The 13749-nt window shown below is 44.4% G+C and carries 11 protein-coding genes; 2 read left to right on the forward strand and 9 right to left on the reverse strand.

The features are described 5' to 3' along the window. Positions 1 to 27: 27 nt before the first annotated feature. The 6 genes from MHB78_RS21500 to MHB78_RS21525 form a co-directional block, all read right to left on the reverse strand. Positions 28 to 1209 (reverse strand): glycosyltransferase family 4 protein, encoded by a 1182-nt coding sequence (locus tag MHB78_RS21500; protein WP_046130166.1) that lies wholly within the window; start codon positions 1207 to 1209, stop codon positions 28 to 30. Between the two features lie 2 nt (positions 1210 to 1211). Continuing rightward, on the reverse strand, positions 1212 to 2660 hold the full coding sequence (locus MHB78_RS21505) for an MOP flippase family protein (RefSeq protein ID WP_046130098.1): 1449 nt from the start codon (positions 2658 to 2660) through the stop codon (positions 1212 to 1214). 23 nt (positions 2661 to 2683) lie between these two features. Further along, the gene (locus tag MHB78_RS21510) at positions 2684 to 3343 is read right to left on the reverse strand and encodes a sugar transferase (protein WP_046130099.1); all 660 of its coding nucleotides are present in this window, start codon (positions 3341 to 3343) and stop codon (positions 2684 to 2686) included. A gap of 237 nt (positions 3344 to 3580) precedes the next feature. Beyond that, complete coding sequence (locus MHB78_RS21515; RefSeq protein WP_046130167.1) at positions 3581 to 5068, reverse strand: N-acetylmuramoyl-L-alanine amidase; 1488 nt, start codon at positions 5066 to 5068, stop codon at positions 3581 to 3583. A 91-nt stretch (positions 5069 to 5159) separates the two neighbouring features. Beyond that, on the reverse strand, positions 5160 to 7277 hold the full coding sequence (locus MHB78_RS21520; RefSeq protein ID WP_046130100.1) for a SpoIID/LytB domain-containing protein: 2118 nt from the start codon (positions 7275 to 7277) through the stop codon (positions 5160 to 5162). 35 nt (positions 7278 to 7312) lie between these two features. Next, positions 7313 to 7630, reverse strand: a complete 318-nt coding sequence (locus tag MHB78_RS21525; RefSeq protein WP_046130101.1) for a DUF3221 domain-containing protein — start codon at positions 7628 to 7630, stop codon at positions 7313 to 7315. Between the two features lie 194 nt (positions 7631 to 7824). On the opposite strand from MHB78_RS21525, the gene MHB78_RS21530 reads away from it, so the two are divergent. Next, the gene (locus MHB78_RS21530; RefSeq protein ID WP_046130102.1) at positions 7825 to 8751 is read left to right on the forward strand and encodes a LytR family transcriptional regulator; all 927 of its coding nucleotides are present in this window, start codon (positions 7825 to 7827) and stop codon (positions 8749 to 8751) included. A gap of 37 nt (positions 8752 to 8788) precedes the next feature. Here MHB78_RS21530 and wecB read toward each other — a convergent pair whose 3' ends face one another. Then, the gene (gene wecB / locus MHB78_RS21535) at positions 8789 to 9931 is read right to left on the reverse strand and encodes a UDP-N-acetylglucosamine 2-epimerase (non-hydrolyzing) (protein WP_046130103.1); all 1143 of its coding nucleotides are present in this window, start codon (positions 9929 to 9931) and stop codon (positions 8789 to 8791) included. Positions 9932 to 10153: 222 nt separating this feature from the next. Between wecB and galU the strand changes: the two genes are divergently transcribed. Continuing rightward, positions 10154 to 11032: a UTP--glucose-1-phosphate uridylyltransferase GalU gene (gene galU / locus MHB78_RS21540; RefSeq protein WP_046130168.1), complete on the forward strand. Its 879-nt coding sequence runs from the start codon at positions 10154 to 10156 to the stop codon at positions 11030 to 11032. A 51-nt stretch (positions 11033 to 11083) separates the two neighbouring features. On the opposite strand, the gene tagH is transcribed toward galU, so the two are convergent. Both tagH and MHB78_RS21550 read right to left on the reverse strand, forming a co-directional pair. Beyond that, positions 11084 to 12664 (reverse strand): teichoic acids export ABC transporter ATP-binding subunit TagH, encoded by a 1581-nt coding sequence (gene tagH, locus MHB78_RS21545; RefSeq protein ID WP_046130104.1) that lies wholly within the window; start codon positions 12662 to 12664, stop codon positions 11084 to 11086. Positions 12665 to 12684: 20 nt separating this feature from the next. Then, positions 12685 to 13500: an ABC transporter permease gene (locus MHB78_RS21550; RefSeq protein ID WP_046130105.1), complete on the reverse strand. Its 816-nt coding sequence runs from the start codon at positions 13498 to 13500 to the stop codon at positions 12685 to 12687. Positions 13501 to 13749 lie beyond the last annotated feature (249 nt).

Consider the following 13749-nt stretch of genomic DNA (forward strand, 5'->3'; position numbering starts at 1 on the left):
TTCCGCTTTAAACGGCTTCTTTCTTTTTCAAAGGCGGGCAGCGTGCAAAATACGCTCATACCGCTTCGCGAGCGCTTCCGAGTTCTGCCCGGCGTCATATTGAGAGCGAACTGTCTGATACAGCTCCTCTGCAATGTTTTCCCGCCATTTTCCTTCTTCTGTATAGCCGAGAACCGCCCGCTTTAAATCGGGGACAGAACGGGGCTCTATAAGCAGATGCCGGTGCTTTCCAAACAAATCCGGCACACCTCCGACCGCTGTGCACAAAACCGGAACCTTCAGGGCGAGCGCCTCAATGACGACGGTCGGCATTCCCTCGGAATATGAAGGAAGAACAAAAATGTCTGATGCGGCAAGGTATTCCGCTATTTGCTCATTCGCAACTTGACCCGTCAAAATCGCTTTCTCTCCCGCTTTTTCCCTGAGCGCATTCTTTTCCTGTCCGTCACCGATAAAAACCGCTTTGTAGTTGCCGTCAAGCTGCCGAACGGCTTCTGCCAGCTCAAGCACTCCTTTTTCCTTCACGAGACGGCCGATATAGACGAGCAGCGTCTGTTCCTTTGGCAGATTGAGCTTCTCCCGCAATTCGTCTTTTGAAGCGGAGGGCTTTTGGAACCGGTCAAGCCTGACCCCGATCGGGAGCACCGAGCCTTCAACTCCTGTCATCTCTTTTGCTTTGTCCTTGAGCGTATCGCTGACGGCCAAAACGTCTGCCGCCGACTGCACCGCTGTTAGAAACGCCCGATATGCGCTTCGGCTGTAATGAGGATAAATATTGACATCGCTCCCATGCAGCGTCAGGACGTATGGAATGGAGATCCTCTGCGATACAACGGCAGCCGCTCCTCCGGAAGGCATCGCAAAATGAGCATGGATGACATCCGGAAGGAGGCCGTTTTGTTCGATTGTGCGGAGAATCGATTTAGCCATCCGGTGATGCGGCTGAGCCCATTTCAGCTGTCCCGGCAGCGCAGTATAAGGCGGCCTGTAGACGGAAACTCCGTTTCGCTCCTCATAATCAGGAACGTTGCGAATGCTCCGGTATTGTTTTTTCAGCACCCTGAGAGGCGCAGGATTTACAGGCAGCGGACAAATCACGGTCACATCGATGCCGAGCTTTCGCAATGCCTGCACCTGTGTTTCATGAAAAACCCCTTCCCCCGGCTTTCTGCTGCTGGGGTAAACGCTAGTCATCCAAAGTACCTTCAACATCAACCGCCCTTTCTGCTAAATTGAGCTCTCAAAGCACGCTGGTAAACCTTTCCGACCAAAAAACCGTAGAAGACTGCGCTGATTCCGACCGAAACGGCCAGCTGGAGTACAGCTTCCGGAAGCAGGTGTCTAGTGCCCGCGCTCAAGAAGAAAGCGACGACGGCCATTAACGCCGTTAAGGCGAGCGGTTTTCCGATTGTCTTGAAATAATCCCCGAGTTTCAGCTCGATGACATATTTCAAGAGCCACCTTCCGATAAAAAAGTTGATCAGGCTGATGGCGGCGTACGTCCAGGCGGCAACCGTTAAATCCTTTGTCAGCACAGCGGCATAAAGCGACAGCCCGTAAAGGACGAGAATGCCGCTGTCCCAATAAAAGGCCAGATCGGCTCTCCCCTTTGCCAGCAAAACCGATCCGTTCGGATTCATCAGAACCCTGAGCAGACCGACAATTGCCAGAATGTTAAGAACTGGGACAGCGGGAAGCCACTTTTCTCCAAACACGACGTCGATAAACAGGTCAGATACGGTCGTCAGCCCGATCAGAAGCGGAAACGACACAAGCGCAAGAAGCTTCGTCATATTCAGAAAGCCTTCCCGCAATGTCGTATTATCGCTTTGATTTTTGGAAAAGACGGGAAAGGCGACCCTTGTAATGATCGGATTGATCCTCATCACGGGAATCGTAATAATCTGATAAGCCAAGTTATAGATTCCCAAAGCCTCCGCGCCGAGAAACCGGCCGATTAAAATCATGTCAATATTTGCCCCAAGCCTGTTGACGAGCCTTGTGGCAAGCTGAAAAGCGCCGAAAGAGAAAAAATCTTTTACTTCCAAAGGCGCAAAAACAAATGAAGGACGCCATTTTTTTAAATATACAGCAAAGAACATGATACCCTTAAACGAATTTAGAAAAACTTGTGACAAAACGTAGGCCAATATCGGATCGATCAGAATAATTAATACGATCAGCAGAACAAAAGACAATGCATTTGCTCCGGCTTCGATTTTGCTGAGAACTTGAAATCTCAGTTCCTTTTGCAGCAAATATTGATATTGCTGTCCGACCGGTGCGATCAAAAACATCACCGCCAATATGCGAATCAGCAGCACAAGCTCATCCCGCTGATAGAAGCCCGCAATCACCGGGCTCAGGAAAAAAAGTCCGGCAAACAGCGCGATCCCTGTAATGATATTGAGCCAGTACAATGTCGATAATTGACGCTCATTGACCGTTTCTTTTTGAATCAGCGCGGCCCCGAACCCCATGTCAAGCACGATTTGCGTAAACACCGTAACGGTCGTCAGCATTCCGACCAATCCGAATTCGGCGATTGTCATCATATTGCCGAGCAGCGCAAATTGCACAATCTGGATAACCGTGATGATCAACGTTGAGGCACTTGTCCATTTTGCACCGTTTAAAATTTGTTTCGTAATGGTTGACATAACTTTTTCCTAACTTTCGCGGATTATCTGGCTCCTTCACCAGTCAATACTACTTTAATTGTTTTAACCATAACCTTCAAATCGAGAAGAAATGTCAAATTTCGAATATAATACAGATCATGTACCAGCTTTTCTCTCGGACTGATGTCATAGCCTCCGTTTACCTGCGCCAGCCCCGTTAACCCCGGCTTTACAATTAAACGGTTTTTAAATCCCGGGATTTCATGATGAAACTGCGCCGTGAACATCGGCCTTTCAGGCCTCGGTCCGACAAGGCTCATATCTCCCGCCAGCACATTGATCAGCTGCGGAAGCTCGTCGATTCTTGTTCTTCTTATAAAAGATCCGACCGCAGTAATACGCGGATCATCCTTCTCCGCCCATTTCGCCCCTGACTTTTCAGCGTCAATCCTCATGGAACGCAGCTTGATCAGCTTAAAGTGCTTTCCGTCCTTGCCGACGCGTTCCTGGCGGTATAAAGGAGAGCCCGGAGTCTCTATAGAAATCAGGATACAAAATAATAGGATCACCGGCAGTGTAAGAGCGAGTCCGATGAGTGAAAGGACGATATCCATTGCCCGTTTTACATTTAAATAACGTTCTGCTTTTTCAGATAGAGCGCACGAATAGGTTTGCTGGCTTGAATATTCATTATACATTCTTAAGCTTTTGTCCATGCTCACTGACATACACCTCACGATTTGTTTGGTACTTTGTGATCTCTGCGTCAGTGTAGCATACGAACGTAAACTCAATGTAAAGGGCCTGTTAAAGAATATTAATTGCGTGATTTTTTTATAAATTCTTTTTATTTTTTGTTAACCGCGATATCGACTCTCCTTTTTCTTGAATCAATGGAATTATCATACTATATTTTAAGGCATAAAAAAAGAAGCCGAAACATCGGCTTCTCAAGTCTTCTATCTATAGTACGCAGAAACGGCGTCATTGATCCCTTTTGCCGCTTTATCTTTTAGTGTCGCGCTTTTTAGTTTGCCCGCGTCTGATGAATTCGTGATAAAGGCCGTTTCTACTAGAACGCTCGGCATTTTAGAATATTTAATCACATAGAATCCCGCCGTTTTAACGCCTCTGTCCTTTGTTCCGAGCGCACTGACGACCCGCGGCTGAACTTCTTCGGCAAGCCGCTTGCTGTTGGCGCTTTGATACGTTTCATCATAGTATGTTTCGGTTCCGGCAACTGAAGGGGCTGCTGAATTGGCATGAATGCTGATAAACAGATCAGCGTTCGCGTTTGCTCCTTTTTTCACCCGCTCTTCAAGCGAATAGAACGTATCGTTTGACCGTGACATCACCGGAATAGCGCCCGCACTGTTCAGCTTGCTGTTCAGCCGTTTTGCGATATCCAGGTTTACATCCTTTTCCTGCAGGCCGTTGCCGATTGCACCAGGATCCTGGTCACCGTGCCCCGGATCGATGAAGATCGTTTTGCCGACGGCCGGATTTTTAAGCTGAGTGACGACTTTGGCAGCAACAGAAGGCGTTCCGCCTATTACAGAGAAGGTTTTAATATTTTTGTCACCGATGAACGCTCTCGGTTCCTTTGATAAATTTTCTCCATTTGTCAGAAGGATCGCTTTGTTTTGTTTTGCAGCAAGGGCAGCTCCTACGACGGCATCAGGAAAACGGAAGCCGTTGGTGATATACGTGTTGCTCGTACTTAAACCAAATTTCTTTGCAATATTAACCGAGAGATCGTATCTGTTTTTTCCCGTAATCCGTGTAGGTGACGGGAGCTTTGAATACAGCGAGCCATTGATGCTGTTTGTTCCTCCGACTACAATCGTTTGTTTAATACCTTTGCTTTTGATTGCTCCGGAAGTAGCGCTGTTTAACGTTTTTTCATTGGTAAATAAAATAGGGTAACCGTTTTGGGCCGCATATGGAATGACAGCGATCGAATCTTGGTATACAAATCCGTTTGCTACAACTGCTTTTGATGTGCTTGACATGGCGTTGGCCACTTTGGCTGCAGTCTCATACCGGGTGCTTCCCGCAATGCGTTTCACCGAAATTCCCAAATTTTTAATTTGCGTAGCTACTCCGTTCGATACTGCAGGAGTCCCTCCAACAATCACCACATTCTTCGTCTTTAACTCTTTTAATCGGTTTTTTGTTTCCGAAGAAAGATTTGTTTTATTTGTTAATAAAAGAGGCGCATTTTTTTGATAAGCATACGGGATGGCCGCAATCGCATCCGAATATGCATCCCCGCCTACAATAACTGCTGTGCTGGCTGTTGACCAGCCCTTTTTAGAGGCCTCAACTGCCGTAGCATAGCGGGTATTCCCGGAAATCCTGTTTGCTGAATTGTCTGCCAGCGCAGAAGGTATAAATAGGACAAGGCCTAAAAAGCTGAATGTCAGGACCTTTAATAATGATCGCAATATCTTCCCCTCCAAATATTTCAAATCATTCGGCAATAAAAAGGAAAACAAGAGACGAGGCTGCCTCCTGTTTCCGCTTTAAAATGTTAGTTTAATAGTTCGTTAACGTCGTCCCCGGATAATAGAATTTTAAAATAGAACTATATGAATTCCCCGCCGCGGCTCTCGCTTTCGCTCCGTATTGGCTCATGCCGATACCGTGGCCGTATCCTTTTCCGCTAATGACGAACTGTTTCGATTCTTCCTTCACGCTCGCATACGTGCTTTTAAAAACGGAAGCTCCTATCATCGTTCTTAGATCCGTCGTTAACACATCAATCGTTGCGGTTTTACTCGCCACTTTTGATCCGTTTTTCACAAGGTAATTGACTTTGATCGACGCATTCTTAGGGCGCTGTCCTTGTGTTTTCCCGCTGAAGGAGAAGGAACTGATGCCCGCAATTTTGACGCCGTCTGCACTTGTTTCTTTGTTTTTAATGATCCAGTTATTTAATCCTTTCAGCTGCGATGCATTCGCCTCTGTCGTTTTTGACCACCATGAGTCGGCGCTGCTCATATTAAGAGAACCGGTATTAATTTGTGTTTTCGGCAGCGTTAATGACCAGCTGTTTTGCGGATCCATGGAATCCTTTTGGGCAATCAGATAAGGAACTTTTGAACTCCACACCTCACTGCTCGCTTCCGTGTAGCCGCCATTGCTTGAAGAATAGGCGGCAGTGATCAGGCTGCCATTGTATTTCAGAACCTTTCCTTTCGTTTGATCCACAGCCTTGCTGGAGTTTGAAGACCAGCTGTATCCGCCGTAAACCTGAAACGCCGTTGTATCCGCAACTGTTTGTCCGATTTTGCTGACTGAATATGTACGAGCGGCTACCGCCTGCGCTTTTAACGCTTCTAACGGCCAGCTTGCCGGCATTTCATTCGGCACAACCCCTTTTAAATAGTCCTCAAACGGAATATCAACATTGACTGGTCTGACGTATTTTCCGGATTCCACGGTGAAATTGACCGTCCCTAAATATTCTTTGTTGTTAATGCTGATCCGGTTTGAAGTAGAGTATTTTTCAGGCTGGATTTTAACAGCGGTTCCAAATGTTCTGATATTTTTCAAACTCATGTTTCCGCTGCTGACATTCAGGTTATAAGATTTTCCGCCTACTAAGTAAAATTCCTTAGACAGATTGCTTTGCAGGCTGCTTGAAAGCGAATTTGTGCTTCCGATCAGATTAAACGCATACGTCCCTTTTTCTTTAAATATGGATTTTGCGTTTGAAGGCACTTCATCTTTTTTGACGAACAGCAGCTGACGGTTTTGTTTAGCTGCCATAGATGAGCCGATTAGTACGTCTGCATACTTAGTGCCATTTACAACAACTGCTTTGTCAGTGCTTAAGTTTAAATATTTTATAATGTTCGCAGACAGCTCGTATCTGGTTGAGCCCGGAATTCTTGTAATCTGATCGGCTTGTTTTTTGATTTGGCTTTCTACTTTGCTGCTGACGCTTGAAGTGCCTCCTACCACAATTACTTTTTTAGGAAGTTTATAATTAGGAAGATAATCCGTACCCGCCAAAAATATCGGGTACCCATTTTTAGCAGCATAAGGAGCAATGGCAAGCGCATCTTGATAAACGTTTCCTGTTACCACAATCGCTTTATCATAGCTTCCCATCTCTTTTGCAATATTTTCTGATAATGCGTAGCGGTTCTTACCGCTGATTCTTTTTGTAGCTCCGTATTTCTTCAGCTTGCTTTCGACACTTTTTGAAATGCTTTTCTCTCCGCCGATCACCAAAATGTTATCGGGATTTAATTTCTTGATTTCACTTTCGGTAGCTGATGTAAGCTTGTCCGGCTGAGAAAGCAGTATCGGAGCATCTAACTTTTTGGCCAAGGGAATGACAGAGAGCGAATCTCTGAAAAGCTCCTCATCCTTGTTCATGACGATAACAGTAGACGGGTTTTTCCATTCGCTGGAAGCGACGGTGTTTGCAGTATCATAACGCGTTGCCCCGCCATATCGTTTTGTATCCGCGACATTGCTGCCGGTCACTTTGTAATATCCCGCGGTTGAAATATCCAAACTTGTCTTATTGCCGACATAGTTGGTCAGCTTGACAGATATGGAATCCGCAGCGAAAGAAACGGAAGGGGTAATCAACAACATCATGATAAGTGCAAACAACATCACTTGCTTTGTTTTTTTCAAGACTCCAAATGTCTCCCTTCATTGACAGGCTTGAATTATTTCTCGCTTTCGATTTTTTTCAATTCAAGCTGTCCTTTTTCGGCTTTTTTGTAAGTCACTTTTACTTTTTGTCCGTCTTTTAATTGATCGATGTCACCTTCGTAGTCACCGACAATGTTTAAGCTGACAGGCTCGTTATTAATCTTCACCTCAATCGTATGAGAGTCTGCCTGTCCAACGAACGTACCGTCCTCCGTTTGAACCTGGTCGGTTTGGTTGGTTTGCTCGGTTTGTTCGCCTTGCTTTGCCTGTTCGGCAGTGCCGCATCCGGCTAGGAGCAGCATAAAGAACGTAAACGCCGCAAGTTTCTTCATTTTTCATCACCTCTTGTTTTTTATCGACAAACATTTATAATTTTATAGAAGAATGCGGCTCTTTGTAACATTCTTAAGTGCTATTTAATTTACTTGTAATATTAAAACCAGAGATATGAAAAAATTAGTTGTTTCTAGTATTTTTAAAATTTATAATCAAATCAGATTATAAAAACTTTAAAGCGAGGAAAATGATGAGAGCTGAAAAAAGAAAAAAGAAAAGGAAAATCCTTTTCATTATTTTAACGATTATTGGCTTATTCGTTTTATGTACCGGCGGCTATGCATACTACCTTTGGAATAAAGCAGCCTCAACCGTCGCCAGCATTCATGAGGATCTCGGAAAGTCTGATAAACGGGACAAGCAGGTGGACGTCAACAGCAAGGATCCAATCGCGGTCTTAATCATGGGCGTTGACGAAAGGAAAGGTGATAAAGGACGGGCCGACTCGCTTATCTACATGACGGTGAATCCAAAAACGAATACAACAGAAATGGTGAGCATTCCGCGTGATACGTACACCGAAATCATCGGCAAAGGAAAGATGGACAAAATCAACCACTCCTATGCCTTCGGAGGAACCCAAATGACCGTCGACACGGTTGAACACTTTTTGGACGTGCCTGTAGATTACTTTGTGAAAGTGAATATGGAGAGCTTCAAAGATATTGTCGATACGCTCGGCGGAATTACGGTGAACAGCACGTTTGCCTTCAGCTATGACGGATATTCATTCAAGAAAGGCGAAATCACGCTGAATGGGGAAGAAGCGCTTGCTTACACCCGGATGAGAAAACAGGATCCAAAAGGCGACTTCGGAAGACAGGAACGCCAGCGCCAGGTCATTGAAGGCATCATCAAAAAAGGGGCGAACATCTCTTCCGTAACGAAATTCGGCGATATGTTTAAAGTAATCGAAGACAACGTGAAAACAAATCTCACGTTTGACGATATGTGGGATATTCAGTCAAACTACAAATCAGCGCGCAACAATGTCATGCAGCACCAGCTTAAAGGTCAGGGAACCAAAATTAACAGAATCTATTACTATAAGGTCTACGAAAGCGACCGTGAATCGATTTCAAAAGAATTAAAAGAAAGCCTTGGGCTTAACAATTAACAAAACGAGCTCCGCACACGAAATGCGGAGCTCGTTTTTAATGTTCATTAAACGGAAGAGGCTTGTCCGTCCGATAGCCAAACCGGTAGAGAATCTCAGCTACGATGCGCTTGGACGCATTTCCGTCACCGTATGGGTTCGACGCTTTTGACATTCTTTGATACTCATCAGGATCATTCAGCAGCTGCTTCGTCAGCTCGTATACATCTTCTTCATTCGTCCCGGCCAGTTTTAATGTTCCGGCTTTTACGCCTTCAGGCCGTTCTGTCGTATCCCTTAATACGAGAACAGGTTTTCCGAGCGAAGGCGCTTCTTCCTGCACACCTCCGGAATCGGTTAAAATGAAATGCGCTCTGGAAGCAAAATTATGAAAATCGATCACCTCCAGCGGCTCAATTAAATGAACCTTGTCCGAACCGCCGAAATGCAGCTCGGCAGCTTGTCTGACGATGGGATTTAAATGAACCGGATAAACAACCTGTACGTCTCCGAATTCTTCCGTGATCCGCCTGATCGCCCGAAACATGTTTTCCATCGGCTCGCCTAAATTTTCGCGGCGGTGCGCGGTCAACAGAATCATCCGGCTGCCATCCATCCGATCGAGAAGCGGATGCGAGTATTCCTCCCGCACCGTTGTTTTCAAGGCATCGATGGCTGTATTTCCCGTAACGAAAATGGAATCTGCATTTTTATTTTCCGCTAACAAATTGGCCTCCGCCTGCTTTGTCGGCGCAAAATGAAAGTCTGCAATCGCACCTGTCAGCTGGCGGTTCAATTCCTCAGGAAATGGAGAATATTTGTTCCCGGTTCTTAATCCGGCTTCGACATGGCCGACTGAAATCCTGTGATAAAAAGCGGCAAGGCTGCCTGCAAACGTGGTCGTCGTATCACCGTGCACAAGTACAAGATCAGGTTTGATCTCTTGAAAAAGCCGGTCAAGTTTTGTCAGCGCATTTGACGTGATGTCGGCCAATGTCTGCCGTTCCTTCATGATATTCAAATCAAAATCAGGCCGAATATGAAACGCGTCAAGCACCTGATCAAGCATCTGCCTGTGCTGTGCGGTAACCGTTACATACGATTCAATCTCCGGGTGTTTTTTTAATTCGAGCACAAGAGGAGCCATCTTAATCGCTTCAGGTCTTGTACCGAATACTGTCATGATCTTAAGTTTTTTCATTTCGGCATATTCTCCTTTTTCACTGACGATACGTTATCGCAATTATTGATTGTATTTTATCATAACATGCTTGTTGTGCTGCATCATTCGTCAAGAATAAGCAAATGACTTTCTTCATACTGCTAATACGTGTGAAAACTCACGAATTGTGGTAAAGTTTAAAGAAAGCATGAAAACCATTGCAAAAAAGATTCTTTAAAGATTAAGGAAGGTGCTTTATTGATGAAAAAAGTAAGAAAAGCCATTATACCTGCGGCAGGGCTTGGTACCCGCTTTCTCCCGGCAACGAAAGCAATGCCGAAAGAGATGCTTCCCATTGTCGACAAACCGACAATCCAGTACATAATTGAGGAGGCAATCGATTCCGGTATTGAAGATATTATTATCGTAACCGGTAAAGGAAAGCGCGCCATCGAAGACCATTTTGACCATGCGCCTGAACTGGAACGCAACCTTGAAGAAAAAGGAAAAAAAGAACTGCTTGAAAAGGTTCAAAAAGCATCCAATATGGCTGACATTCATTATATTAGACAAAAAGAGCCAAAAGGACTCGGACATGCTGTATGGTGTGCGCGCAACTTCATCGGCAATGAGCCTTTTGCCGTTTTGCTCGGGGATGACATTGTTCAGGCAGAAACGCCTGGGCTGCGCCAGCTGATGGATGAATATGAGAAAACCCTTTCTTCCATCATCGGCGTTCAGCAGGTGCCTGAAGACGAAACACACCGCTATGGAATCATCGATCCTCTCACAAAAGAAGGACGCCGATACCAGGTGAAGAACTTTGTTGAAAAACCAAAACCGGGAACTGCCCCTTCCAATTTGGCGATCCTCGGCCGCTACATCTTCACTCCTGAAATCTTCATGTATTTAGAAAAACAGGAAGTCGGAGCAGGCGGAGAAATTCAACTGACAGACGCGATCCAAAAATTAAATGAAATTCAGCGCGTTTTTGCATACGACTTTGAAGGCAAGCGATATGACGTCGGTGAAAAGCTTGGCTTTATTCAAACGACGCTTGAATTCGCCATGCAGGATTCTGAGCTGAAATCAAAACTTGTTCCATTTATGGAAGGACTCTTGAACAAAGAAGAAATCTAATTCAGCGCAAAACAAAAACTGGCAGGAAGAAGATCCTGCCAGTTTTTCATGTTACTGAATAACGCTCAGCGTATGCTTTTCATTGTCGACGATAAACGTCTGCTTATCTGTTTTGACGATAAACCGCTTCTGATCCTTATCAAATGTCACCTGATCTTCTTGAAGCCGCAGCGACGACGGGCTGACAGGCTGCAGATCATAAAACACAACCTCCGCCGCCTTCCCGCCATCTAACACATAGCTGACGTTTTCATAACCGAGATGGAAGCTGTCTCTTCCGTCCTCAAACGTTTTTACTTCCTCTCCTCTAAGCCCTGACTGCAAGACTGCCTTGTCTTTCCCTAGAAACGAAAGAAAATATTCGTATGAGGATCGATGTTTTTCTGTAAAGTACGGCTGAAACGCATTCACTGACAAACCGGCATGAGAAAAGTTTTTCTCCAAAGAAATACCATTTTTAACAGCAAAATAGCTTTTTCCGTTAAACGTAATCTTCACCTGTTTTTTATTTTGGGACACCAGCGTCACTGCTGTTCCGAATGGCAAAGAAACGGACGTTTTGTGTTTCATTTCTTTGTCGCTGTATGTCTGAAGACGATCATTCGTCACATATGCGGGCTGATTCACCGCAGTAAAATTCCCTGCTTTCTGTTCAGCATGATGCTTTTCGATTTTTTTCGTTTCCGCACCTGATGACGCAGCCGTCCGCAAAGGGGTGTTGACAAACATCGCGGCCGCACTTGCGATGAGCAGTGCCGTAAGAACGGCAATTTGAATTACATTTGCGATCGTTTCAGGCTTCTTCTTTTTTTCATAACGGCGGACCGTTTTCTCTTCTTCCTGAGCACGCATCCGGCTTTCGATATGTTCTTTTTGATACTTTTTCTTTTCCTTTTTCGACAGCTTATTGAACCAGTCTATAAAAGCTTTGTATTCCTTGACAACCTTTTTGGTCTCATCAAACATGCGCATTTCGCCATAATGCATCCAGGCTACGCGGTCGCACATTTTTTCGATTTGGCCGATCGAATGGCTGACAAAGAAAATCGTTTTTCCGCGCTCTTTAAATTCATTAATTCTGTCGACGCATTTTTGATAGAACGTCTGGTCACCGACGGACAATGCTTCATCAATAATTAAAATATCAGGATCAATATGGGCTGAGATCGCAAAACCGAGGCGCGATTTCATCCCGCTTGAATAGCTTTTGACAGGCTGATTGATGAAATCCCCGATATCGGCAAACTCGACGATTTTATCGTAAAGCTCATCAATCTCTTTGTTGGTCAATCCCATCATCAAGCATTTAAGCCGGATGTTGTCCTTCCCGCTCAACTGGTTGTTCAACCCGGCAGAAATCGCGATCAGGGACGGCTGTCCATTCATCTCGATTTCACCGGTTGTCGGAGGAATCACCTTCGCCAGCAGATTCGACATCGTCGATTTTCCGGATCCGTTGATTCCGACAAAGCCGATGGTCTCCCCTTCATAAACATCAAAGGAGACGTTTCGCACGGCAAAGAACCCTTTATCATTTTTGTCCGGCAAAAACAGCGCTTTTATCTTTTCAGACTGTCTCTCGTACAGATGATACTGTTTTGAAACATTTCGAAACGAAACTTTTAGTTTCATCATATAATCTCCTTACTTTATTAAAGAAAGTCAACAAACTTGTCCCTGAATTTCATATGCAGGATCGAGCCCACCGTCAATAACAGCAAGGTGAATATCCAGAAATACAAGGTATAGTTTATATCTTCAAAAAACCAATTCCCGTTTAAAAAGCTGTTTCTGAAGCCGTCTATAATATAGAAAAGCGGATTTAATTTTAAGACCGCCAACACATGCGGCCTGTTCGCCAAGCTGTGCGCCACATCCCAAAAGATCGGCATCAGGAAAAACAGCAGCCTTGTCCCGGCCTGAAGCAAAAATTGATAATCCCTCACTAAAACGCTGATGGTCGAATTAAGCAAACTGAACGAAAACATAAACGCGAGCATACAGAACAGATAATAAAAATATTGCAGCCAATGCAGCGTTGGAAAATGCCCGCTTCCCAAAAGTATTAAAACATAGATGAACGTCATCGCTAAATAGCTGAATAAATTGGAAGCAATCACAACGGCAGGCAATGAGCTGACCGGAAAATTCATTTTAGACACTAAGTTAATTCTTTTATATACACTGTTTGATCCATCAAGAATCGTCGGGCTGATAAAAAACCATGGAATGATGCCGGCAAGCATCCAAATAATAAACGGGTAATGGTCAACATCTGCCCTGGCGCCTTTAATTCCGGTTCCAAACACAAACCAATAAGCTAAAATCTGGATCAGCGGATTTAGAAACTGCCAAACAACACCCAAATAATTCATTTGATACTTTGACTTCGTTTCATAAACCGCAAGCCGCATAATCAGCGGAAGCGAAGAAAATACCTCTTTTAGAACCTTCACCAATGCATTCATTCTAATCTTCCTTAGGTTAAAATTTGGGGCTTTTGCATGTAACTTTACTTTTAAAAGCACCGCTCATTATTGTAACAGATCATAAGGTTTTTTTCATTAAGGACCACTTTTTAATTATTGGTATTCAACCATATAATTTATTTTTGCGGGAAAAAGATTATTATTCGTTTAGCTGGTCATAAAATTTGTTCACAATCTCTTCAGATAAAAATTTTTAAAATTTTACGAAAACTTGTTAATTTCTTTTTT

Source organism: Bacillus sp. FSL K6-0138 (assembly GCF_037982765.1).
Lineage (GTDB): Bacteria > Bacillota > Bacilli > Bacillales > Bacillaceae > Bacillus > Bacillus glycinifermentans.

Excerpts from the sequence above, each read along its gene's own strand:
- MHB78_RS21525 (WP_046130101.1), bottom strand. The coding sequence starts at position 7,630 with ATGAAGAAACTTGCGGCGTTTACGTTCTTTATGCTGCTCCTAGCCGGA.
- galU (WP_046130168.1), top strand. The coding sequence starts at position 10,154 with ATGAAAAAAGTAAGAAAAGCCATTATACCTGCGGCAGGGCTTGGTACC.
- MHB78_RS21530 (WP_046130102.1), top strand. The coding sequence starts at position 7,825 with ATGAGAGCTGAAAAAAGAAAAAAGAAAAGGAAAATCCTTTTCATTATT.
- tagH (WP_046130104.1), bottom strand. The coding sequence starts at position 12,664 with ATGAAACTAAAAGTTTCGTTTCGAAATGTTTCAAAACAGTATCATCTG.
- wecB (WP_046130103.1), bottom strand. The coding sequence starts at position 9,931 with ATGAAAAAACTTAAGATCATGACAGTATTCGGTACAAGACCTGAAGCG.
- MHB78_RS21505 (WP_046130098.1), bottom strand. The coding sequence starts at position 2,660 with ATGTCAACCATTACGAAACAAATTTTAAACGGTGCAAAATGGACAAGT.
- MHB78_RS21550 (WP_046130105.1), bottom strand. The coding sequence starts at position 13,500 with ATGAATGCATTGGTGAAGGTTCTAAAAGAGGTATTTTCTTCGCTTCCG.